The 21,464-nt window shown below is 73.3% G+C and carries 19 protein-coding genes; 7 read left to right on the forward strand and 12 right to left on the reverse strand.

Annotated features, from left to right (window positions below; genetic code table 11):
- The 5 genes from OHS18_RS13920 to OHS18_RS13940 all read right to left on the reverse strand — a co-directional run bounded on the left by OHS18_RS13920 (position 1) and on the right by OHS18_RS13940 (position 7,265).
- Positions 1–3,126, reverse strand: a complete 3,126-nt coding sequence (locus tag OHS18_RS13920) for a serine/threonine-protein kinase (protein ID WP_328617324.1) — start codon at positions 3,124–3,126, stop codon at positions 1–3.
- Positions 3,126–4,676, reverse strand: coding sequence for a S1 family peptidase (locus tag OHS18_RS13925; protein WP_328617325.1), 1,551 nt, complete (start codon positions 4,674–4,676; stop codon positions 3,126–3,128). The genes OHS18_RS13920 and OHS18_RS13925 overlap by 1 nt, the downstream gene beginning before the upstream one ends.
- Positions 4,677–4,982: 306 nt before the next feature.
- Positions 4,983–5,951, reverse strand: a complete 969-nt coding sequence (locus tag OHS18_RS13930) for an ABC transporter permease (protein ID WP_328617326.1) — start codon at positions 5,949–5,951, stop codon at positions 4,983–4,985.
- Complete coding sequence (locus OHS18_RS13935; RefSeq protein ID WP_328617327.1) at positions 5,948–6,841, reverse strand: ABC transporter ATP-binding protein; 894 nt, start codon at positions 6,839–6,841, stop codon at positions 5,948–5,950. The genes OHS18_RS13930 and OHS18_RS13935 overlap by 4 nt, the downstream gene beginning before the upstream one ends.
- 22 nt (positions 6,842–6,863) lie before the next feature.
- Positions 6,864–7,265, reverse strand: a complete 402-nt coding sequence (locus tag OHS18_RS13940; protein ID WP_328617328.1) for a GntR family transcriptional regulator — start codon at positions 7,263–7,265, stop codon at positions 6,864–6,866.
- A 118-nt stretch (positions 7,266–7,383) separates the two neighbouring features.
- On the opposite strand from OHS18_RS13940, the gene OHS18_RS13945 reads away from it, so the two are divergent.
- The 3 genes from OHS18_RS13945 to OHS18_RS13955 all read left to right on the forward strand — a co-directional run bounded on the left by OHS18_RS13945 (position 7,384) and on the right by OHS18_RS13955 (position 10,896).
- Positions 7,384–8,157, forward strand: a complete 774-nt coding sequence (locus OHS18_RS13945) for a cyclase family protein (protein WP_328617329.1) — start codon at positions 7,384–7,386, stop codon at positions 8,155–8,157.
- On the forward strand, positions 8,154–9,785 hold the full coding sequence (locus tag OHS18_RS13950) for a thiamine pyrophosphate-binding protein (protein WP_328617330.1): 1,632 nt from the start codon (positions 8,154–8,156) through the stop codon (positions 9,783–9,785). Before OHS18_RS13945 ends, OHS18_RS13950 begins: the two co-directional genes overlap by 4 nt.
- Before the next feature lie 109 nt (positions 9,786–9,894).
- Complete coding sequence (locus tag OHS18_RS13955) at positions 9,895–10,896, forward strand: hypothetical protein (RefSeq protein ID WP_328617331.1); 1,002 nt, start codon at positions 9,895–9,897, stop codon at positions 10,894–10,896.
- A 25-nt stretch (positions 10,897–10,921) separates the two neighbouring features.
- On the opposite strand, the gene OHS18_RS13960 is transcribed toward OHS18_RS13955, so the two are convergent.
- Complete coding sequence (locus OHS18_RS13960) at positions 10,922–11,659, reverse strand: hypothetical protein (protein WP_328617332.1); 738 nt, start codon at positions 11,657–11,659, stop codon at positions 10,922–10,924.
- The gene (locus tag OHS18_RS13965; protein ID WP_328452682.1) at positions 11,649–12,095 is read right to left on the reverse strand and encodes an Lrp/AsnC family transcriptional regulator; all 447 of its coding nucleotides are present in this window, start codon (positions 12,093–12,095) and stop codon (positions 11,649–11,651) included. Before OHS18_RS13965 ends, OHS18_RS13960 begins: the two co-directional genes overlap by 11 nt.
- A 177-nt stretch (positions 12,096–12,272) precedes the next feature.
- On the opposite strand from OHS18_RS13965, the gene OHS18_RS13970 reads away from it, so the two are divergent.
- Positions 12,273–15,692 carry an indolepyruvate ferredoxin oxidoreductase family protein gene (locus tag OHS18_RS13970; protein ID WP_442875378.1) on the forward strand — a complete coding sequence of 1,140 codons (3,420 nt, stop codon included), beginning with the start codon at positions 12,273–12,275 and terminating at the stop codon, positions 15,690–15,692.
- 24 nt (positions 15,693–15,716) lie between these two features.
- Here the strand turns inward: OHS18_RS13970 and OHS18_RS13975 are convergent, their stop codons facing one another.
- From OHS18_RS13975 to OHS18_RS13990, 4 genes are all read right to left on the reverse strand, one after another.
- Entirely contained in the window at positions 15,717–16,343 is a 627-nt protein-coding gene (locus tag OHS18_RS13975) for a response regulator (protein WP_328452680.1), read from the reverse strand.
- Positions 16,344–16,406: 63 nt separating this feature from the next.
- Positions 16,407–17,372 carry a GlxA family transcriptional regulator gene (locus OHS18_RS13980; RefSeq protein WP_328617333.1) on the reverse strand — a complete coding sequence of 322 codons (966 nt, stop codon included), beginning with the start codon at positions 17,370–17,372 and terminating at the stop codon, positions 16,407–16,409.
- Positions 17,373–17,730: 358 nt separating this feature from the next.
- Positions 17,731–18,237 carry an ATP-binding protein gene (locus OHS18_RS13985; RefSeq protein ID WP_328452676.1) on the reverse strand — a complete coding sequence of 169 codons (507 nt, stop codon included), beginning with the start codon at positions 18,235–18,237 and terminating at the stop codon, positions 17,731–17,733.
- A gap of 81 nt (positions 18,238–18,318) precedes the next feature.
- Positions 18,319–18,528, reverse strand: a complete 210-nt coding sequence (locus tag OHS18_RS13990) for a TOBE domain-containing protein (RefSeq protein WP_328452674.1) — start codon at positions 18,526–18,528, stop codon at positions 18,319–18,321.
- Positions 18,529–18,720: 192 nt separating this feature from the next.
- Between OHS18_RS13990 and OHS18_RS13995 the strand changes: the two genes are divergently transcribed.
- The gene (locus OHS18_RS13995) at positions 18,721–19,434 is read left to right on the forward strand and encodes a M24 family metallopeptidase (protein WP_328452672.1); all 714 of its coding nucleotides are present in this window, start codon (positions 18,721–18,723) and stop codon (positions 19,432–19,434) included.
- 47 nt (positions 19,435–19,481) lie between these two features.
- On the opposite strand, the gene OHS18_RS14000 is transcribed toward OHS18_RS13995, so the two are convergent.
- Entirely contained in the window at positions 19,482–20,123 is a 642-nt protein-coding gene (locus tag OHS18_RS14000) for an FMN-dependent NADH-azoreductase (RefSeq protein ID WP_328452670.1), read from the reverse strand.
- 82 nt (positions 20,124–20,205) lie between these two features.
- On the opposite strand from OHS18_RS14000, the gene OHS18_RS14005 reads away from it, so the two are divergent.
- Both OHS18_RS14005 and OHS18_RS14010 read left to right on the forward strand, forming a co-directional pair.
- Positions 20,206–20,685, forward strand: coding sequence for a MarR family winged helix-turn-helix transcriptional regulator (locus OHS18_RS14005; protein ID WP_328617334.1), 480 nt, complete (start codon positions 20,206–20,208; stop codon positions 20,683–20,685).
- A gap of 10 nt (positions 20,686–20,695) precedes the next feature.
- Positions 20,696–21,460 carry a hypothetical protein gene (locus OHS18_RS14010; protein WP_328617335.1) on the forward strand — a complete coding sequence of 255 codons (765 nt, stop codon included), beginning with the start codon at positions 20,696–20,698 and terminating at the stop codon, positions 21,458–21,460.
- Positions 21,461–21,464: the final 4 nt, after the last annotated feature.

The following is a 21,464-nucleotide window of genomic DNA, read 5'->3' on the forward strand; positions in this document are numbered from 1 at the left end:
TCACCTTCCGGTCTTGGGGCGGACGGAGTTGGCGAGATCGACCAGCACGCCGTGTTCGTTCCGGTCGCGCGCCCGCTCGGCGAGCCGGCGCAGGGACTGCTCCAGCCGGGCGCGCACGCCGTTCTCGGTGACGGGCTCGCCCAGCAGCGCCCCGCCGGTCCACGCCTCGCTGTCGTCCGGGTTGTCGAACGTGGCCAGTGCGGCCTCGCGCACGAGCGTCTCGAGCCGGTCCTGGGCTTCGGGATCGAGGTAGACCTCCGGCAACCGCCGGGCCGCGTCGGCGAGGTCGTCCCGGCTGGGCGGCCCGGACGGCAGCCGCCCGGCCCGGATCCGCACGGCGGCGATCCGCGCGGCGTCGTAGTGCCGGGAGACGGGCGGCACGGCGTCGAGCACGGCGACGGCGGCGTCCCGCCCCCGGCTGCGGAGGTAGCAGCGAGCCAGCCCGAACGCGGCGCTGACCTGGCTGTGGTCGCGATGCCACACGGAGCGGTAGCAGCCCTCGGCCACCTCGACCAGGTCGGCAACCCTGGCGATCTCGGCTTCGGCTTCGGCCTCAGTCTCGGGCGCCTTGGCCGGCTCGGCGGCCGCGCGCAGTTCGGCACAGAAGCCGAGCGCGAGTTTCGGAGCAAGCTCACCGGGCCGGTTCCGGTGCACCCGATCGAACGCCCCTTCGGCGGCTTCGAGCGCTTCGGCGACCTTGACGGCCCTGGCGGCTCTGGCGGACGCAGCCGCCTTGACGGCCGCGGGGTCTTTGACGGTCCCGAGATCCGGCGCGGCTCCGGCGGCTCCGGCGGTCCTGGCGGCTCCGGCGGTCCTGGCGGCTCCGGCGGTCCTGGCGGCTCCGGCGGTCCTGGCGGCTCCGGCGGTCCTGGCGGCTCCGGCGGTCTTGGCGGCTCCGGCGGTCTTGGCGGCTCCGGCGGTCTTGGCGGCGCGGGTGGTTCGCAAAGCTTTGGCCACCCCGGAAGTTCTGATAACTCCGGCGACTCTGGCCAGCCCGGAGGCTCTGCCGGACCCCGCAAGTCCGGCTCCCCCAGCGGCTCTGCCTACCCCGGCGGCTCCGGCCGGCCCGGCTGCTCCACCAGGTCTGGCAGACCCGGCAGTACTGCCGGCCCCAGCGATTCCGGCTCCCCCGGAGACTCCGGCTACCCCAGCGGCGCCGGCTCCCCCGGCGGCGGCCGGCCCGGCACCTCTGCCAGACCCTGCAACTCCGGCTCCCCCGGCGATGCCGGTCGCCCCGGCGCCTCTGTCGACCCCGGCAGCTCCGGCTCCCCCAGCGGCTCTGCCCACCCCGGCGGCTCCGGCCGGCCCGGCTGCTCCGGCGATCCCCGTGGCTCTGCCGAATCCGGCAGTTCCAGTTCGCCCCGCTTCTCCAGCCACCCCAACGGCCCTGGTTACCCCCGCCGCACCGGCAACTCCGGCAGTCCCCGCTGTCCCACCGGATCCGGCAGCTCCGGCGTACTCGCCGGCTCCGGCAGACCAAGCCTGCGCCGCGCCTCCGACCTCCTCGGCGGCCCCTGCTGTCTCGGCGGCTTCGGCGGCTTCGGTGGCTTCGGCGGTGCACCGGACCAGGGCCAGCAGGCCGTGGTGCCAGGACGTCCGCCAGTCGCGGGTGGCTTCGGGGCCCAGCAGCGTCTCCGCCGTGGACAGTGCTTCCGCCGCGCCGCGGCGGTCCGCCAGGGCGATCAGCGCCCGTGCCCGGGCGAACTCGATCTCGACGGAGCTCCCGTCGAACAGGGCCAGCTTGTCCAGCCAGCGCTGCGGGCTGTGCGCGCCCGCGGCCGCGATGAACTCCGCGGCCGGGTCGTCCGGGTCGATCCGCGGGATCGGCAGCCACGCCGCGCCCTCGGCCGCGTCCGGCAGGCCCGTCGTCAGGTGTCCGCGCAGGAACTCGCCGCCGGCCCAGCGGTCGAGGCCGGGGACCGCGCCCAGCCCGGTGTCGAGCAGTTCCGCGGTGTCCTCGAACAGGGCCGAAGGCACCGGACGCGGCCGTTCGTCGCGCAGGGAAAGGATTTCGCGGCGCACGCCGTCGAGCTGCTCGGCCATTTCCGACGCCGAGGCGAACCGCCGCTCGAACGGCCCGACCGCGCGCCCGAGCACCCGCCGCAGCGAGCCGAGACCGCCGGCGATGCGGGCCGGGTCGGGGTCCGGGGCGGCGGCGTCCAGCAGCGCCTCCAGGGTCCGGCCGACGGTGTGCAGGTCCGAGCGCACGGTCAGGCCGTGCCGGGCCAGCTCGTGCGCCGGGGCCTGGAACCCTTCGGTGCCGACCCCGGTGCCGGGCGACCCGTCGTCCGGCCGGGCCGCGCCGAGGTCGATGACCTTGACCCGCTTGTCGCCGTGGATCACGTTGTCCGGCTTCATGTCGCAGTACAGCAGGCCTTCGCCGTGCAGGTAGTCCAGCGCGGCGAGGATCGCCCGGCCGTAGACGATCACGTGGTCGACCCGCGGCGCCGGCCCCTTCGCGAGGATGTCGCGCAGCGACCGGCCGCCGACGTACTCCATCACGATGTAGGTGTCCGGCTCGCCGCCGCCGGGGGCCGGGTGCTCGGCGAAGTCGCCGATCCGCACGATGTTCGGGTGGTCGAGCCGGGTGAGCACGTCCCGCTCGATCCGCGCGAGCGCGCGCAGCACGGCGCTGCCGCTGTTGATCACGCCCTTGAGCACCACGTGCTGGTCGCCGAGCGCGGTGTCGGTGGCCAGGTACACCCAGCCGAGGCCGCCGCGGGCGAAGCAACCGAGGACGACGTAGCGATCGCCGACCCGGTCGCCGGACTTCAGTTTGGGCAGGAAGGAGAACCGCTCGCCGCAGCTTTCGCAGAACCCCTCGGCGAACCCCGGCTCGCCGGCGTAGGCGCGGCCGACGGGGTCCCCGCAGTGGCCGCAGAACCGGTGCTGCTCGGGGTAGTCCGGGTCGGCGAGGACGAGCTTCTCGGGGTCCGGCACCTCGATCGCGGGCAGTGACTGGAAGTCGGCCTCGCCGCCCCAGAACTCGACGCTGCGCCGGGTGCTCTCCGTGCTCGGCGCGGGGTCCGCGGGCGGCGGTTCGGCCGGGAGGCGACGGCGGCCGCACACCTCGCAGAACCCGATCGGCCCGACCGGTTTCCCGTGGCACCACACCGGTTCGGTCATCACGCGCCCTCCAGCCGGCGGCGCACCGCGCGCACGTACCGCTCGACCAGGTCGGCTACCGACGTCTCGTCCGAGGCCGCGGCGAGCGCCGCCATCGCCGGGCGGTACAGCTCGCCCAGTTCTTCGTCTTCCATCAGGCCCGCGTCGGTGGCCTTGGCGTTGTAACCGCGGAGCCGGCCGCGCAGTTCGTCGTGGCGGGCCGCGCGGGCGTCGAGTTCGGTGTGCAGCCGGATGAGCTCCAGCCGGGCGGCCTCGGCGTCGCGCTCGGTCACGGCCAGGGCGCGGCGCACCCGGCCCGGCTCGACGTGCTCGCCCGCCGACTGCAGCGCGGCCAGCCGCAGGCGCAGGTCCGCGGCGTGGCCGGGCACTTCGACGCCCGGGTGGGCGTGCGACGCCAGGTCGCGGGTGCGTTCCTCTTCGTGGTCCACCATTTCGACCAGCAGCGCCAGCCGGTCGAGGCGGCGCGCGTTGCGTTCGCTCTCCCAGCGCCGGGCGAGACCGACGCCGGGCGAGTCCGGCGTGCTGAACTGGACGAGCACCGTGGCTCCCTTGTCCATCAACGGTTTCACCGCTTCGGTGAGGACTTCTTCGGGAGCTTGGGCCGCGTCGACCCCGGCCACCGCCACCGCGACCTCCTCGGGGTTGGTCGCCAGCACGGTCGTGACCTCTTCGGTGCCGATGCCGGCGCTGACGTGCTCGGCCACTTCGCCGGCGGTCTTGCCGGTGGCGTCGACGACCGCGGCGAGCCGCTCGCCGAGCCCCGGGCCCGGCGCGCGCGGGCGGGACACCCGCCGCTCCCGCCGCGCCTGGGCCAGGAAATCCCGGACGACGGCCGATTCGCGGTCGCCGATGAGGACGACGATCGGGCCGGCCGGCGGCCGCGGCGGCTCACCCACCCACCGTGCCACCGCCGGGACGTGCCGGACGATCGTCTCGACCGGGATGAGGTACGCGAGCCCGACGCGTTCGTCGGTGTACTCCGTGACGACCATGCCGAGCACCGCGCCGGTCGCCTTGTCGATCACGCCGGCGCCGCTGAACCCGCGGCGGACGCGTTCCCCGGGCGGCTTCGAGTTCAGCTGGACCCATTCGCCGCCGGCGCCGGCCGGCCCGGCCAGCTCCGCGTCGTTCACCCAGACGCCGTGCCGGTGCGGGTGCGGGAAGCCGTAGGTGTGCACCACCCGGTCGCGCACCGCGCCGAGCCGGACCAGCGGGGCACCCGCCACCCCGGGGAACCCTTCGCTCAGGTCCAGCAGCGCGACGTCCGCCCGGCCGTCGGCCAGCGGCGGCGCCCAGCAGCCGGGCCGCACCCGGCCGGCGGTCTCCGGGGCACCCGGCAGGCCGACGAACCGGACCAGGACCTCACGGGGAGACGCCGGAGCCTGGTCCTCCCCGGCGGCGGCCTGGACGACGTGCGCGCAGGTGAGCACCGTGGATTCGCCCAGCAGCATGCCGGCACCCAGTGTCCGGCCCGACGGGTCCAGCACACACACCCGCCACGGCTCCGAATCCTCCGCGCGCCCTCCGGCAGCACCGTTGTCCACCCTCATTTTCGGCGACCATACGGCGGCGCACCGACACTCCGGGTGCCCTTCGGCCGGTTCGGCCACCAGATCACCCGAACGGCCGCAGCGCCGGCGTGGGTCACGCGAACGGCCGCAGCGCCGGCGTGAGTCACGCGCCGCGGAGTTCTCGCGCTTCGGATGATCCGCCGGCCCGGGCCGCAGGCGCTGCGCGATCATCGGATGCAGGCCGCGGATCAGCCGCCGTCAGCGTCACGCCGGTTCTCGCCGCGTGCCGCCACCCGGCGACCACTCCGCTCCGCCGTGCAACCGAGCAGCGCGCGCCCACGACCGTCAGGCGAGCACACGCACTCGCCGGATCGCGAAAAAGACCAACGCCGCCGTCAGCACCGCGAAGACGCCCGTCTCGATGCCCTGGAACGTCCAGAACCGGTCCCCCGGCTGGAACTGCACCCAGTTGTAGGCGCCCGGGCCGGCACCACCGGTGCCGCACCCCTCGGCTCCGCAGGGGCCGATCTGGGCGTCGGGCAGGACCATGTCGCCCGCCGCGTTGCGGACGCCCTGGTCCATCACCCAGTCGCCCGCCGCGGTGTTCGGGGTCTGGTTGCTGTCCGGCGCGAACGTGAGGGTCTGCGCCGGCAGGTACCGCGGCCGGGCGAAGGCCTCGATCGCGACCCGGACGACCGCGTAGCCGACGAGCGAGATTCCCATGGCGGGCAGCACCTTCGTCCAGTACGTCCCGGCGAAGATCCCCAGTGCGAGGGCGAACAGCGTGTACGCGATCGGGACGACACCCTGGACGTCGAAGGCGAAGTAGCCCAGCCGCCCGGTCGCGGCGACCAGCGGCTCGAACCACCACGACACGCCCAGCACGTACCCGACGGCCAGGACCGCGGTGATCCCGCCGACCAGCCCGAACTTGACCAGCGCCCAGTGCTGCCGGCTCACGCCCTGTGTCCACACCAGACGGTGGGTGCCCTGCTCGACCTCACGGGCGATCAGCGGCGCGCCGAAGAACACGCCGACCAGCACCGGCAGGATCACGAACAGGACGGCGACGAACACCAGGCCGCCGAACTGCTGCTGGAACTGGTGGGCGAGGCTGTCGCAGTTCGCCACCGAGTCCGTCTGCGTGATCATCGGCGCCTTGCCGAGCGCGGCGCGGCAGGCGGCCAGACCCGAGTCCACGAACTTCGTGTGCATCGCCAGGCCGGTCGGGACCATGATCGCGGCGAGCGCCACGAGGACGGTGAGGGTGAAATAAGCTTGCCTGCGGTATTGGCGCCAGGTCAGCCAGATCATGCCGGCACCTCCCAGGCCGACGGGGCGACGCGGGGTCCGGCCGCGGCGAGGTGGGCGAGCACCAGGTCCTCCAGGGTCACTTCGTGTTCCGTCCACAGTGGATCGATCGGGCCGGTGCCGCGGCGGACCAGCAGCGTCGACTGGCGGTCGGTGTGGCTGGCGCGGACGACTTCCGCGACCCCGCCGATGGACTCGCTGCCGGCGCGTGGACCGGTGAGCGTGCGGTGCGCGTCGAGGAGCTCGTCCACCGCGCCGGTCAGCTGGACGCGGGAGGACTGCAGGACGATCAGGTAGTCACAGCTGCGTTCGAGGTCGGCCAGCAGGTGCGAGGACAGCAGTACCGTGGTCTCGCTTTCGGCCACCGCGCCCATCAGCGCCTGCATGAACTCGCGGCGCGCCAACGGATCGAGGCTCGCGATGGGCTCGTCGAGCAGCAGCAGCCGCGGACGCTTGGCCAGGGCGAGCGCCAGCGCGACCTGCGCCCGCTGGCCGCCCGACAGCTTGCCGACGGCCTTGTCCGGCGGGATGCCGAGCGCGGCGAGCCGCTCGCGGGCCAGCGCGGCGTCCCACCGGTGGCGGTTCAGCTTGCCGCCCATGGTGACCAGCTCCGCCGCGGTGAAGTCCCGGTACACCGGGGTGTCCTGCGCGACGAACCCGATGTCGGCGAGCACCGCGGGGCCCTCACGCGGATCGCGGCCGAAGACGCGCACCTCCCCCGCGTCGGGCCGCAGCAGCCCGACGGCCAGGTGCAGCAGCGTGGACTTGCCCGCGCCGTTCGGGCCGACCAGCGCGGCGATCCGCCCGGCGGGCAGTGTCAGCGCGCAGTCCTGCAGCGCCCAGCTGCGCCCGTAGCGCTTGCCCAGCGCCCTGGCCTCCACCGCCAGCTCCATCGTCGGACTCCCCTCGGGGTCACTACAGCTTCGATTGGTCGAACGGCGGCGTGCTGCCGCGTATCGTCGTGTCGATCAGCGCGCTGATGTCGTCGCCCGACATCCCCGCCTCTTCCGCGCGCTCCAGCCAGGCCACCAGCTCCTCGCGCAACCGCGCCTGGAACCCCAGCGACGGCCCGGCGAGGGTGCCGGTGACGAACGTGCCCACTCCCGGCTTGCCCTCCGCGAGCCCCTCCAGCACCAGCTCCCGGTAGGCCTTGAGCACCGTGTTCGGGTTGATCGCCAGCGCCTGCGCCACTTCACGCACCTTCGGCAGCTGGTCACCGTCCCGGAGCAGGCCGACGCGCAGCGCCTGTTTCACCTGCAGGACGAGCTGCATGTACGTGGCGACCCGCGAGCGGCCGTCCAGGACGAACTCGATCACCCCACACCCTCCTACTGTCCTACGACATTAAGACAACACCGGATCCGCGGCCCTGTCAAGGACCGGGCTACCGGCATAGGGTCTCGGACGAGACGTTCACCCGCACCGGGAGGCAGGCATGTCGTTGTTGGACGGACTGGGCCAGGCGATCACCTCGGGGGCGGTCGAGATCGTCGACCTCACCGCCCCGCTGAGCTCGAGCACGCCGATCCTCCGGCTGCCCGAACCCTTCGCCAACACCATCCCGTTCCGCCTCGAGGAGATCAGCCGCTACGACGAGCGCGGCCCGCGGTGGTACTGGAACGACATCCACACCGGCGAGCACACCGGCACCCACCTCGACGCGCCGGTGCACTGGGTGTCCGGAAAGGACGGCCACGACGTCTCGCAGGTGCCGCTGAAGACGCTCGTCGCGCCGGCGGTCGTGCTCGACTTCTCGGCGCGGGCGGCCGAGGACCCGGACTTCCTGCTCTCGGTCGACGACGTGACGTCGTGGACGGCCGACCACGGGCCGCTGCCGGCCGGCGGCTGGCTGCTCTACCGCACGGGCTGGGACACGCGCAGCGGGAACCAGGACGAGTTCCTCAACGCCGACGAGACCGGCTCGCACACCCCCGGCGTCTCCGCGGAGTGCGCGCGGTGGCTCGCCGAGGAGGCCCCGATCACCGGGTTCGGCGTGGAGACCGTCGGCACCGACGCGGGCCAGGCGCCCGGGCTCGAGCCGATGTTCCCCTGCCACGATCTGCTGCTGGGCGCCGGGAAACACGGCTTGACGCAGCTGCGGAACCTCGCGTCGCTGCCGCCGGCCGGCGTGCTGCTGATCGTCTCCCCGCTGCCGATCGTCGGCGGTTCCGGCAGCCCGGCGCGCGTGCTGGCCCTGGTGGAGCGGTGAACGTCGCCGAACTCGTCGGCCGCACCCTGGCCGGCCTCGGCGCCGGGACGGCGTTCGGCGTGGTGGGCAGCGGGAACTTCGAGGTCACCAACGCGCTGCGCGCGGGCGGCGTCCGGTTCGTCGCGGCCCGCCACGAGGGCGGCGCGGCGAGCATGGCCGACGCCTACGCGCGGATCAGCGGGAAGGTCTCGGTGCTGTCGCTGCACCAGGGCTGCGGGCTGAGCAACGCCGTCACCGGGATCACCGAGGCGGCCAAGAGCCGGACGCCGATGCTCGTGCTGACCGCCGACTCCGCGGGCTCGTCGGTGCTGTCGAACTTCCGGATCGACCAGGACGCGCTGGCCGCGTCGGTCGGCGCGGTGCCCGAGCGGGTGCACTCCGCCGCGACCGCGGTCGCCGACACCGTGCGGGCCTTCCGGACGGCCCGGCAGCAGCGCCGGACGGTGGTGCTGAACCTGCCGCTCGACGTCCAGGCGCAGGCCGCGCCCGGCCTGCCGGACGTGCTGCCGTCGATCTCCGGACCGGCCCCGATGCGCCCCGACATCGGCGCGGCGGCCGACCTGGCGGACCTCCTGATCGCCGCCGAACGGCCGGTGTTCGTCGCCGGGCGCGGCGCCCGCGGGAGCCGGGAACCGCTGCGGGAGCTGGCTTCGCGCAGCGGAGCGCTCCTGGCGACGTCGGCCGTCGCACACGGCCTCTTCCACGACGACCCGTTCGCGCTGGGCATCTCGGGCGGGTTCGCCTCACCGGCGGCCGCGGAGCTGATCGTCGGCGCCGACCTCGTCGTCGGGTGGGGCTGCGCGCTGAACATGTGGACCACCCGCCACGGGACGCTGCTCAGCCCGCACGCGAAGCTGGTCCAGGTCGACCTCGAGCAGGGCGCGCTCGGGGCGCACCGGCCGATCGACCTCGGCACCGTCGGCGACGCCGGCTGCACCGCCGAAGACGTCCTGAGCGAACTCGGCGACCACCAGGCGGTGGGCTACCGGACCGAAGACGTCGCCGGCCGGATCGCGGCGACCGGGCGCTGGAACGACGTCGAGCACGACGACCTGTCCCGCGGCGGCCGGATCGACCCGCGGACGCTCAGCAAGCTCCTGGACGACCTGCTGCCCGCCGAGCGGATCGTCTCGATCGACTCCGGCAACTTCATGGGTTACCCGAGTGCGTACCTCTCGGTCCCCGACGAGCTGGGGTTCTGCTTCACCCAGGCGTTCCAGAGCGTCGGCCTGGGGCTGGGCACGGCGATCGGCGCCGCGCTCGCCCGCCCGGACCGGCTGCCGGTGCTCGGCACCGGCGACGGCGGGTTCCACATGGCACTGTCCGAACTGGACACCGCGGTCCGGCTGCGCCTGCCGCTGGTCGTGATCGTGTACAACGACGCCGCGTACGGCGCGGAGGTCCACCACTTCGGCGACGCCGACATGACCACCGTCCGGTTCCCCGACTCCGACGTCGCCGCCATCGGCCGCGGGTTCGGCTGCGCCGGCGTCACCGTCCGGTCGGCGGAGGACCTCTTCGCGGTGAAGGACTGGCTCGCCGGACCACGCGACGCGCCCCTGGTCATCGACGCGAAGATCGCCGACGACGGCGGTTCGTGGTGGCTCGCGGAGGCCTTCCGGCACTGACACGATCGCGGGACGCCCTTGACAACGGCTCGGGCGCGGCTGGATGCTGGCCGAGTTGTCTTACAGACGTAAGACAGTGGGGGAACTTCATCGCTCCGAGGAGCCGTTCATGCGTATCTTCCTGGCCGTGCTCGCGGCCATGGGCCTGCTGGTCACGCCGGCCACATCGGCCACGGCCGATCACTCGCGGTCGTCACCGGACCCCGCCGGCGCCCTGCTGGCCGCCTTCGACGACCACGCGCTCGTCGCCAAATCCAGCCCGGACGTCGGGAACTTCCTGCTCGACCTCATCCGCGACCCGCGCCTGCCCGGCAAGGTGAACGACATCGCCGTGGAGTGCGGGAACTCCTTGTACCAGCCGATCCTGGACGCCTACATCGCCGGCGCCGACGTCCCGATCGCCGACGTCCGGGCGGTGTGGCGCAACACGACCCAGCCCAGCTGCGGGTTCTCGACGTTCTACGAGCAGCTGTTCCCGCTGGTCCGGCAGGTCAACACGACACTGCCGGCCGCGGCGAAGATCCGGGTGCTGGCCTGCGATCCGCCGGTCGACTGGAGCAGGATCCGCCACCCGGCGGACTTCACGCCGTTCGAGGACCGCGACCCGGCGATCGTGTCCGTCCTCAAGACACAGGTGCTGCAAGAACACCGGAAAGCGTTGCTGCTGTTCGGACTCGGGCACCTGACGCACAACACGGGCAGCGCGGTCGGCCGGCTGGAGCAGGAGTACCCGGGCAGCGCGTTCGTCGTCGCGGACCACAGCGGGTTCGTGAAGGACAACGCGCGGCTGGAAAGGCAGCTGGGCTCGTGGCCGTCGCTGACCACGCTGAAGAACTCGTGGCTGGGCCGGCTGGATTCGTCGTACTTCCCGCTGGACCGCGACTTCCCGCCGGGCACGAAGGGCTATCCCGGCGTGGACGCGTACCTGTACGAAGGCCCGGCCAGCACCCTGCTGCGCGAGCCCATCTCGGCCCAGACGGTGCTGGACACGGACTTCCTGACCGAGATGCGCCGCCGGGCGACCGCGTTGGAGGCACCGCCGGGCGCGCTCGAATGGCCGGAGTTCTTCCTGCAACGGGAGCGCGACTCGGGCGTGCTGCTGGGCGATTAGGCAGTGTCGGGCGTGCGGCTGGGCGTCAGGCGACGCGGTGCGAGACCCAGACGTTGGGCTCGACGTAGACGGCGAAGTCCTGGGCGGTCGACACGAACACGGGCGCGAGCGCGCCGGGGACCGTCACTACTCCGTCGCGGTCGAACGGCAGGCCGGTCCAGCGCCGCCAGTCGGCGAGCGGCGCCTGGACGGTCGCCGAGCACGGCGCGATCGCCTCGATGCGCCCGCCCGCGCGGACGTGGGTGCGCAGCCAGCGGTCGGCGGGCAGGCCGTCCGGCCGGGTCACGGCGGCGTAGTCCGCCATCGGCGTCGCCGGGACGTCGGCCTTGTCCGGCGGGCGGACCGGGATCACGAGCGACGTCAGCCCGGCCGCGGCGACCGCCTCGCGCATCGCCCTCAGCACCGTGGCGGAGTGGCCGCGGCCCTGGTGCTCCGGGTGCACGGCGATCTCCAGGGCGCCGGCGGTGTCCGGGGTGACGTCGTCGAGGGCGTCTTCGGCGGCCCAGACCGCCACTTCGTCCCAGCCGCGGGCCGGGAACGGCTCGCGGCCGCGGAAGGGCACCATCACCCCGCGCGCCACCGGCCGGTCGTCCTGCAGGAGCGCCACGACCAGGTGCGGCCACCGGCGCGCCACCCGGCGGCCGCGCACCAGCAGGCTCGCGAGGCTGCCTTCCATGAACCGCGGCGAACCCGGCGGGTACGGGATGGCGTAGGTCGCGGCGGCGAGGTCCGGCCGCCGCGAGAGCGTGACGCTAGTGCCCACGGGACCAGGACTCCAGCGCGATCAAGGTCTTCGTGCCGGTGATCTGGTGGTGGCGGCGGATCTCGTCGATCGTCTTCTGGAGGTGGGCCATGTCCCGGACACGCAGCCACACCAGCGCGTCCGGATCGCCCGCGATCGTGAACACGGCCTGGGCCTCCGGCATCCTCGTCGTGGTGCGGAGGATTTCGGCGACCTTCGTGTTGCCGACGAACCGCAGCTCGGTGAACGCCTCGATGCCCCAGCCCAGCTTCGCGTGGTCGACCTGGACCGTGAAGCCGGTGATCACCCCCGTCTCGCGGAGGCGGTCGATCCGGCGCTTGACCGCGGCCGTCGACAACGTGACCCGGCCGGCGATGTCCGACAGTGTCCGCCGCGCGTCCTCGCGCAGCAGCCCGAGGATCTCGTGGTCGGTCGCGTCGAGCGGCTCTTCGGTCATGCGGGCGAGCGTAACTCCGCGCAAAAATCGGGGCCAATCGTCGATCACGAGTGCCGAAGTTTGCGTGAGAGGCGGTGATCCCGCGTCGGCTGTTGCGTGCGGGGCCGATAGCGTGTGCTGTGGCCCGCACCGCACTGTGCGCCCGAGCACAGCCGCGAGGGCGAAGGGAGTCGCGCTGTGGAGACGTTCACGCTGGAGGACCGCTATCTGCGGGAGGCGGGAACCGTGCACCTCACCGGGGTGCAGGCCCTGGTGCGATTGCTGTTCGACCGCGTCCGCCACGACCGCGCCCGCGGTGGCGACCCCGCCGTGTTCGTCTCCGGCTACGAGGGCTCGCCGCTGGCCGGGTACGACCTCGAGCTGGGCCGCCGCGCGACGCTGCTGGAGAAGCACGCCGTCGTGCACCGGCCCGGGCTGAACGAAGAGCTGGCCGCGACGTCGGTGATGGGCAGCCAGCTGGTCGCGGGCGCCGGAGGGCAGCGCGGCGTCACCGGGTACTGGTACGGCAAGGCGCCCGGCCTCGACCGCGCGTCCGACGCCCTGCGCCACGCCAACCTGGCCGGCACCGACCCCCGCGGCGGCGCGGTCGCGCTGGTCGGCGACGACCCGAACGCCAAGTCCTCGACGATCCCCTGCGCGTCCGAGCTCACGCTCGCCGATCTGGCCATCCCGATCCTGTACCCGGCCGACTCGCAGGACGTCCTCGACTTCGGGATGCACGCGGTCGAGCTGTCCCGCGCCAGCGGCCTGTGGTCGTCGCTGAAGCTCGTCACGAACGTCGCCGACGCGTCCGGCACCGCCCGGGTCAGTCCCGGGTGGACCGCGCCGGAACTCGACGGTGCGTACCGGCACGCCCCGACGTCGAAGCTGCTCGGCGCGAGCCTCGCCGCGCTGGAACGCAGCCTCTTCACCGTGCGGCTGCCGCTGGCCGTCGAGTACCTGCGCCTGAGCGGCCTCAACCGGATCACCACGCGCGGCCCGGCCGACCGGATCGGCATCGTCTCGGCCGGGAAGTCCTCTCTGGACGTCCAGCAGGCGCTGCGCACCCTCGGCCTGGACGAGGAAGCCCTGCACCGGCACGGCATCCGTGTCCTCAAGCTGGGTGCGATCCACCCGCTGGAGCCGTCGATCGTCCGCGAGTTCGCCGACGGGCTCGACGAGATCATCGTCGTCGAGGAGAAGCGGTCGTTCATCGAGGCCGCGCTGAAGGACGTCCTCTACGGCGCGTCCGGCGCGCCCGCCGTCCACGGCAAGAAGGACGCCGACGGCCGCACGCTGTTCACCGAGCTGGGCGAGCTGGACCCGGACGTCGTCGCGACCGGCCTGGCCCGGCGGCTCGCCGCGCACCACGAGATCCCGTCGGTCGAGGCCTGGCGCGGCCGGCGCCGCCGCGAGCGCATCTCCGTGCCGCTGCTCGCGCGCACGCCGTACTTCTGCTCCGGCTGCCCGCACAACTCGTCCACGAAGGTCCCGGAGGGCACCCTCGTCGGCGGCGGCATCGGCTGCCACACGATGGCCCTGTTCATGGAACCCGACCAGGTCGGCACCGTCCTCGGCGTGACGCAGATGGGCGGCGAGGGTACCCAGTGGATCGGCATGGCGCCCTTCGTCGAGGCCGAGCACTTCGTGCAGAACATCGGCGACGGCACGTTCACCCACTCCGGCAGCCTCGCCGTGCGCGCGGCCGTCGCGGCCGGCGTCAACATCACCTACAAGCTGCTCTACAACTCGGCCGTGGCGATGACCGGCGGCCAGGACGCGGTCGGCGGGCTGCCGGTGGAGAAGGTCGCCGAACTGCTGCTCGTCGAGGGCGCGAAGCAGGTCGTGATCACCAGTGACGCGCCCGGGCCCCTGCGCCGCCGGAAGCTGCCCGCCGGCGTCGAGGTCCGCGACCGCACCGAACTCCTGCGCACACAAGAGGAACTGGCCGCCGTCCGCGGCGTCACCGTGCTGATCCACGAGCAGGAGTGCGCGGCGGAGAAGCGGCGCAAACGCCGCCGGGGCAAGCAGGAGACGCCCGCGACGCGCGTGGTGATCAACGAGCGCGTCTGCGAGGGCTGCGGCGACTGCGGCACCAAGTCGAACTGCCTGTCCGTGCAGCCGGTGGCCACCGAGTTCGGCCGCAAGACCACGATCCACCAGTCGTCCTGCAACGTCGACTACTCCTGCCTGGCCGGCGACTGCCCGTCGTTCGTCACCGTCGTGCCGACCGGCCGCAAGCAGCACCGCAAGCTCGGCGAGCTGGCCGCCGACGCCGTGCCCGCGCCCGCCTCGGCGCCGTCCCCGGACTTCACCGTGCGGATCACCGGCATCGGCGGCACCGGTGTCGTCACCGTGACGCAGATCCTCGCGACGGCCGCGGTGCTCGACGGCCGGCACGTCCGCACGCTGGACCAGACCGGCCTGGCGCAGAAGGGCGGCGCCGTGGTGTCCGACCTGAAGGTGACGGCCGAGCCGGTCGACCAGGCCCCGAAGCTCGCCACGGCGGAGTGCGACCTCTACCTGGCGTGCGACGCGCTCGTCGGCGCGGACGCGACGAATCTGAGCGTGGCCGACCCGGCGCGCACGACGGCGGTCGTGTCGACCACCGAGGTGCCGACCGGCCGGATGGTCGTCGACACGACGGTGGCGTTCCCCAGCCCCGGAAGTGTCCTCGCACCACTGGAAGCCGCGGCGGCGCGCACGGTCTCCCTGGACGCGCGCGGCCTGGCCGAGAGGCTGTTCGACGACGACCAGTTCGCGAACGTCCTGCAGCTCGGCGCGGCCTTCCAGACCGGCGTGATCGGGCTGCCCGTCGCGGTGATCGAGCGGGCGATCGAGCTGAACGGCACCGCGGTGGCCGCGAACCTGCAGGCCTTCCGCCGCGGCCGCCAGCTCGTAGCCGACCCGGCCGCGCTGGAGGCCGCCCTGGCTCCGGCGCCCGCCCCGACACCGAAGCCCGCCGCCCCGGCCGTGCGCGCGCTGGTGCACGCCGAGCCCGGGTCGGAACTGGCGCGGCTGCTCGACATCCGGATCCCGGACCTGGTCGCCTACCAGGACGCGGCCTACGCCCGCACGTACGCGGAGTACGTCGAGCAGGTGCGGGTGCTGGAGGACGGGCCGACGGCGGTCACCGAGGCCGTGGCGAAGCACCTGTACAAGCTGATGGCCTACAAGGACGAGTACGAGGTCGCCCGTCTGTCGCTCGACCCGGCGTTCGCGGCGGACCTCGAGGCGCAGTTCGGCACCGGGACGCGGTTCGCGTACCGGCTGCACCCGCCGGTGCTGCGCGCGCTCGGCATGAAGCGCAAGATCAGCCTCGGCCCGTGGTTCCGCCCGGCGTTCCGGCTGCTGCACGCGCTGCGCCGGCTGCGCGGGACGAAGTTCGACCCGTTCGGCCGCGCCGAGGTGCGCCGGGTGGAGCGCGAGCTGGTCGAGGAGTACCGCGGCGTGGTGCTGCGCGCGTTCCGGGCCGACGACGTCGACCTCGCGCAGGTCCTGGCGCTGGCCGAGCTGCCCGACCTGGTGCGCGGCTACGAGGACGTCAAGCTGGCGAACGTGGCGCGGTACCGGGAGAAGCAGGCCGAGGTCCTGGCCCTCACGCACGCAAGCAGCTGAGGCACCGCCGGGGAAGCCCCGCCTTCACGCCCGCAGGTAGCCGAGCATCGCCTGGGCCTCGTCGGGGACGCGCAGCTTCGCGCTGACGTCCCCGGCGTGCTGCCGCGCCGCGTCGGTACCGATGCCGAGCAGCCGGCCGATCGCCGGGACCGAATGGCCTTCGGCGAGCAGCGCGACGACCTCGCGTTCGCGCGCCGTGAGCGTGGTGACCGGGTCGCCGGGCCGCCGCCGGTCCAGCTGCAGGGCGACCACGTCGCGGTCCAGGACCGTGCCGCCGGCCGCGACCCGGCGGAGCGCGTCGAGGAACTCGTCGGCCTTTCCGACGCGCTCCTTGAGCAGGTAACCGGCTCCGCCGCCGCCCGCGGCCAGGAGGTCGCCCGCATAGCCGTCCTCGACGAACGCCGAGAGCGCGAGGATCGCCAGGCCCGGCACCCGCCGGCGCGCCTCGAGCGCGGCGCGCAGGCCTTCGTCGGTGAAGGTGGGCGGCATCCGCACGTCGACCACGGCCAGATCGGGCGCCGCGTCCCCCACGGCGGCGAGCAGGTCGTCGGGGTGGTCGACGGCCGCGGCGACGACGAACCCGGCGCTGCGCAGCAGCAGCACGAGCCCTTCCCGCAGCAGTGCGTCGTCCTCGGCGATCACGATCCGCACGACGGCCGGCCTCCTCACGTCGATGCCCCCTACCGGGAACCACGGACAAGGCGGCCGGAACGTTCAGGAAATGCCCGTGGTCCGGAACCGGGACCGGTAGTCGCTCGGCGTCACGCCCAGGCCACGCGCGAAGGCCCGCCGCAGCGTCTCCACCGAGCCGAAACCGGACCGGCGGGCCACCACGTCCAGCGGATCCACCGTGCCTTCCAGCTGCTGCTGGGCGAACTCCAGGCGGATCTGCTCGACGAACCGGGCCGGCGTCCGCCCCAGCTCCTCACGGAACAGCCGCGTCAGGTGCCGGACGCTGACCCCCGCGTGGGCCGCCATGTCACCGAGCGTGTGCGGCGCCGACGGGTTCGCCGCGACGGCGTCCAGCAGGCCCCGCAGCACCTCGTTGCGCGGGCGGCCCGTCTCCAGGCGGACGCTGAACTGAGACTGCCCGCCCGGCCGCTGCAGGAACACCACCAGGTGCTTGGCCACCAGCCGCGCGATCTCCGGGCCGAGGTCCTCCTCGACCAGCGCCAGCGTCAGGTCGATGCCCGAGGTGACGCCGGCCGAGGTGATCACCGGGCCGTCCTTGACGAAGATCGCGTCGGTGTCGACGTGGACCAGCGGGAAGCGGCGGGCCAGCTGACCGGTCAGGTCCCAGTGCGTCGTCGCGCGGCGGCCGTCCAGGACGCCCGCCGCGGCCAGGGCGAACGCGCCCGCGCACACCGACGCCGTCCGGCTCGCGCCGTCGGCGAGGCGGCGGATCTGGGCCACCAGCTCCGTGTCGGCGATCGTGCGGACCCACTCCGGGCCGCCGGGCACCAGCACGGTCGCCCCGCGCGGGTCGGCCGCCGCCAGGTCGAGGTCGGCGCCGAGGCGCGTGCCCGTGTTGGCGCGGACGTCCGCGCCGCCGGGCGACGCCGTCCGCAGCTCGTACCGCCCGCCGTGCTCGTTGGCCTCGGCGAACACCTCCAGCGGACCGGAGACGTCGAGAAGGCGGACGCCGTCGTAGAGCACGACGAGCACGGGATGGGCTTTCACCTGTCCAGTATCACCAGCTCCGCGGCTGCCGGCTCCGCGGCCGGCGCGTGGACGACCCGCGGTGCCCGACCGTGTCGGCGGCCGGCTTCGCGATGGCGATCAGCGACAAGTCCGGATCGGCGAACAGCAAGCCCTCTTCGGTCTCGGGCTCGGCTCGGCGAGCTCACGGCCCTCCGGCCCGTAGAGGCGGGCGAGCAGCTGCCGCTCGGTTTCGGTGTCGCAGAACACGTCCTGGCCGCGGGCGCCCGACCACCCCGCACGGCGCGACGACGAACGACTGGCCTTCGACGGCGTGGACGCGGCTCGCTGCGATGTCGACCTCAGGGCCGAGCGGCGACCGCGGCGGGAGAGCCGGCGCTCAGCTGTCGCCGGACCAGCCGCTCAGCCGGGTGAGCAGCCGCTCGAGGACCTGCGGGTCCGCCGCCACCGGGTCACCGGAGACCGGCTCGTCGACCAGGGTGCGGCGGTCGCCGCGCCGCGGCAGGCGCACCTGTTTCGCGGTCATCCCGCCCGGCAGCGGCAGCTCGCACCAGGTGGTGCGGCCGCCGCCGGGTGCCGGGTCGACGCCGATGCGCTCGCCGGGCCGGGCCTGGGGCGCCGGCAGGTGGGGCAGGGTGTCGTCCACCTCCACCAGCAGGACCTCGGCGGTCAGCCGCAGCCGCAGGGTGACGAAGGCGGGTGCCTTGGGGTCGCCGGCGTTGATGACGGCCTCGACCAGGCGTCTCGCCGTGGCCGTGACCTGTTCCAACATCGGCTTCAAGGACCAGTCGGTGAGAATCAGCCGGACGAACAGGTCCGTCACCGGCAGCGCGCTGGGCTGCGCGACCAGCCGGAGGTCGTCCATCTGGGAGGTGTGCGCGCTCAAACCTGACCTTCCTCGGCCCGGGTGCCACTGTTCGAGTCACGCATCATGCCACCCGTCCGGGAACCACCCGTAAGGAGGACGTCACTCGACGCCGAGCATGACCTCCGTGGACTTCACGAGCACGGTCACCGGCTTGCCCGGCGCCAGCTCCAGCTCCTCGGTGGCGTCCTTCGTGATCGACGCGACGACCTGCTGGCCGCCGTCGAGCTCGACGGTCACCACGGACATCACCGCGCCCGGTTTGACGGCCGAAACGGTGCCGGTGAGCTGGTTGCGGGTGGAGAGACGCATGGCCGTCCTAACGGGTTAGCCGGGCTGTGAACGGCGTCAGGCTACGACCTTTTCGCTGGTCACGCCCCCGGAAGGAGCGCCACACCAACGGGTGGTGCGGTACGGCGTGCGGCCGGATCACCGCACCTGCGTCACGCCGGCGGCACGCCGTGCAGCACCCGCGAACCCGGGGTGACTTGCTACCGTCGGCCCATGGGCGACGTGGTCGAGGACGAAGCGCTGCGGGCCGAGCGGCTGCTGGACGCGCAGGCGAAGGCGGTCGAGCTGTTCGCCGCGGTCGAGGAGCGCGGGATCCTCGCGCCGGGCGTGCGCGAGACCGAGGCGAGCGACGCGATCCGCGACCTGGCCGGGGACCTGCTCGGCATCCGCCGCTACTGGCACAAGCGGATCGTCCGCGCCGGCGTCAACACGCTGCGCCCCTACCGCGAGAACCCGCCGGACCGCGTGCTCGGCGAAGACGACATCGCCTTCGCCGACTTCGGGCCGATCTTCGAGGACTGGGAAGCCGACTTCGGCCGCACGTTCGTGCTGGGCGACGATCCGGTCAAGCACGCGTTGCGCGACGCCTTGCCGAAGGTGTTCGACGCCGGGCGCGCGTATTTCGACGCCCTGCCCGACATCACCGGCGAGCAGCTGTACGCGCACATGGTCCAGCTGGCGCACGAGGCGGGCTGGGAGTTCGGCGGCGAGATCGCCGGGCACCTGGTCGGCCGGTTCCCGCACGAGACGATCGACGGCGCCAAGATCGCGTCCTACATCGCGCCGGGCAGCGACCAGCCGATGCGGCGGCCGGACCGGAACGGCCAGACGTCGCACTGGATTCTGGAAGTCCACCTCGTCGACCGCGAACGCGAGATCGGCGGCTTTCTCGAGCAGCTGCTCGACCTGGGCCCCGCCGCCTCGTGAAAGCCCTCCTCACCGGCCCCCGACGCCGGTGAGGAAGGCAGGTCACGTCAGACCCGTGCGGTCGCCCACAGCTCGTCGATGGTGCGCTCGGCCGTCGCGAGACTGGCGTCGGCCAGCGGGATGAGCTCCGCCATCGCCGGGTTCACGTGCGCCAGCGTCAGCTCGGCGGTGACGAACCGCGGCTCCAGGCCGGTCAGCGAGAGGCCGTGCGGCAGCCACGCCTCGGCGTGGTCCCAGCCGGCGCGGGGCGTGCCTTCGCCGTAACCGCCGCCGCGGCTGGCCAGCACGATGAACTCACGGCCGCCGAGCAGGCCGGACATCGTCGCGTGGTCGACCGAGAGCCCGGGCGCGATGAGGTGGTCGACCCACGTCTTGACGCTGCTCGGCGGGCCGAAGTTGTAGAGCGGCAGGCCCAGCAGCACGGTGTCGGCCGCCTGGATCTCGCCGACGAGTTCCCTGGTCAGCGCCCACGACGCCGCCTGCGCGGGGGTGTGCTGCTCCGGCGGGACCGCGCGGGCCGTCCCGCTCGCCGCGTCGAGGTGCGGCAGCGGGTTCTCCCCCAGGTCGCGGTAGGTCACCGTGCCGTCGGGGTGGGCGGCCCGCCACGCGGCCGCGGCCCGCGCGCTGAGCCTGCGGCTCACCGAAGCCTCGCCGGTGATGCTCGAGTCGATGTGCAGGAGATGCGCCATGTTGTTTGCCGTCCATCGATCGTTGGTGTTAGACAAACCATTAATAGCACATCGATCATCCGCGTGGCCATATACTGGGCAGATGACCTCGCTGCCGGTCGTCAACCAGCCGCCCCACCGCTGCGGCGCGCTGCTCGACCAGCTCGCCCGCCGCCTGCGGTTGCGCAGCGAGTCCGTGCTGACCCCGCTCGGGCTGCGACCACGTCACCTGATCGCCCTGACGGTGCTGCGCGACCAGCGCGGCAGCTCACAGCAGGACCTGGCGAAGATCCTGGCGATCGACGGCACGAACGTCGTCGGGCTGCTCAACGAGCTCGAGGCGGAAAACCTGGTCGAGCGCCGCCGCTCCCCGGTCGACCGCCGCCGGCACATCGTCGAGCTCACCGACGTCGGCGCGAAGCTGCTGGCACGCGCGGAGTTCGCGCTCGCCGCGGTCGAGGACGAGGTGTTCAGCGGCCTCGACGAGGACCAGCGCGAGACGCTCTACACGCTGCTGCAGCAGGTCACGAACACGACGAACGTCGAAGCGTGCACGGAAGCCGTCACACGCCCCACCTGCTGAGGCTCAGCCGATGCGGTGGCCGCTCGCGGCGTCCGGCACGACGGACTGGTTGCGGGAACTGTGCGGCGACGGCCTGACCGGCTTCATGCCGCCGCCGATGCCGGACGCGGCCTGGGTGCTCAACGCGATGTACGAGCACGAGGACGGGCCGGCCGGGATGTCCTACCAGGAATACCGCCGGGCACGTATCGCGGACGGAAGCGTCCGGCCCCACACCGTCAACGGTGTCGACCTCGAAGCCGGGAGCACGGTGACCGGAGGCGGACTGGGCCGCGCGGAGCATCCCGGCCCCGGGTGGCGGCGGCTGCGCTGGGCGGAGCTCGCCCGGCGCACCGGCGACCCCGTCGTCCCGGACGGGCTGCTGCCCTCGCACCGGTGCTTCCCCTCGGCCAAGAAGGACGGCAGCCGGCCGCTCGGCATCGTTCCGCCCACCGAGGGGAGTCTCGACCGCGAGACCTGGACGCGGCTGATCGGCATCCTCACCGAGCACAGTCCCGCGGGCCCGGAAACCCGCTGCCTGGCCTACTACAGCCCGCTGACGCTCGGGACCACCGAGTTCGAGAAGCTCCATGTGCGGGCAGGAAACCTCGGCGACGCCGGGATCCTGTACGACAACCCCGAAACCGGCTTCAGCCCGTCCGACTTCCGGGCCGAGGACCGCTCATGGTGCCTGTGCACCGACTACGACCTGTGGGCCACCAAGGTCGCCGGGTCCCCGCTCCTGGTCGAAGCGCTGGTGAGCGACGTCGAGATCGAAGCGGTCCGGCCGCCCTGAGGGC

The organism is Amycolatopsis sp. NBC_00355, from assembly GCF_036104975.1.
In the GTDB taxonomy this organism is placed as follows: Bacteria; Actinomycetota; Actinomycetes; order Mycobacteriales; family Pseudonocardiaceae; genus Amycolatopsis.

Coding starts and splice junctions, on each gene's coding strand:
- OHS18_RS14010 (WP_328617335.1), top strand. CDS start 20,696: ATGCGGTGGCCGCTCGCGGCGTCCGGCACGACGGACTGGTTGCGGGAA.
- OHS18_RS13945 (WP_328617329.1), top strand. CDS start 7,384: ATGTCGTTGTTGGACGGACTGGGCCAGGCGATCACCTCGGGGGCGGTC.
- OHS18_RS13965 (WP_328452682.1), bottom strand. CDS start 12,095: ATGACCGAAGAGCCGCTCGACGCGACCGACCACGAGATCCTCGGGCTG.
- OHS18_RS13935 (WP_328617327.1), bottom strand. CDS start 6,841: ATGGAGCTGGCGGTGGAGGCCAGGGCGCTGGGCAAGCGCTACGGGCGC.
- OHS18_RS13955 (WP_328617331.1), top strand. CDS start 9,895: ATGCGTATCTTCCTGGCCGTGCTCGCGGCCATGGGCCTGCTGGTCACG.
- OHS18_RS14005 (WP_328617334.1), top strand. CDS start 20,206: ATGACCTCGCTGCCGGTCGTCAACCAGCCGCCCCACCGCTGCGGCGCG.
- OHS18_RS13925 (WP_328617325.1), bottom strand. CDS start 4,676: ATGAGGGTGGACAACGGTGCTGCCGGAGGGCGCGCGGAGGATTCGGAG.
- OHS18_RS14000 (WP_328452670.1), bottom strand. CDS start 20,123: ATGGCGCATCTCCTGCACATCGACTCGAGCATCACCGGCGAGGCTTCG.
- OHS18_RS13920 (WP_328617324.1), bottom strand. CDS start 3,126: ATGACCGAACCGGTGTGGTGCCACGGGAAACCGGTCGGGCCGATCGGG.
- OHS18_RS13930 (WP_328617326.1), bottom strand. CDS start 5,951: ATGATCTGGCTGACCTGGCGCCAATACCGCAGGCAAGCTTATTTCACC.
- OHS18_RS13995 (WP_328452672.1), top strand. CDS start 18,721: ATGGGCGACGTGGTCGAGGACGAAGCGCTGCGGGCCGAGCGGCTGCTG.
- OHS18_RS13990 (WP_328452674.1), bottom strand. CDS start 18,528: ATGCGTCTCTCCACCCGCAACCAGCTCACCGGCACCGTTTCGGCCGTC.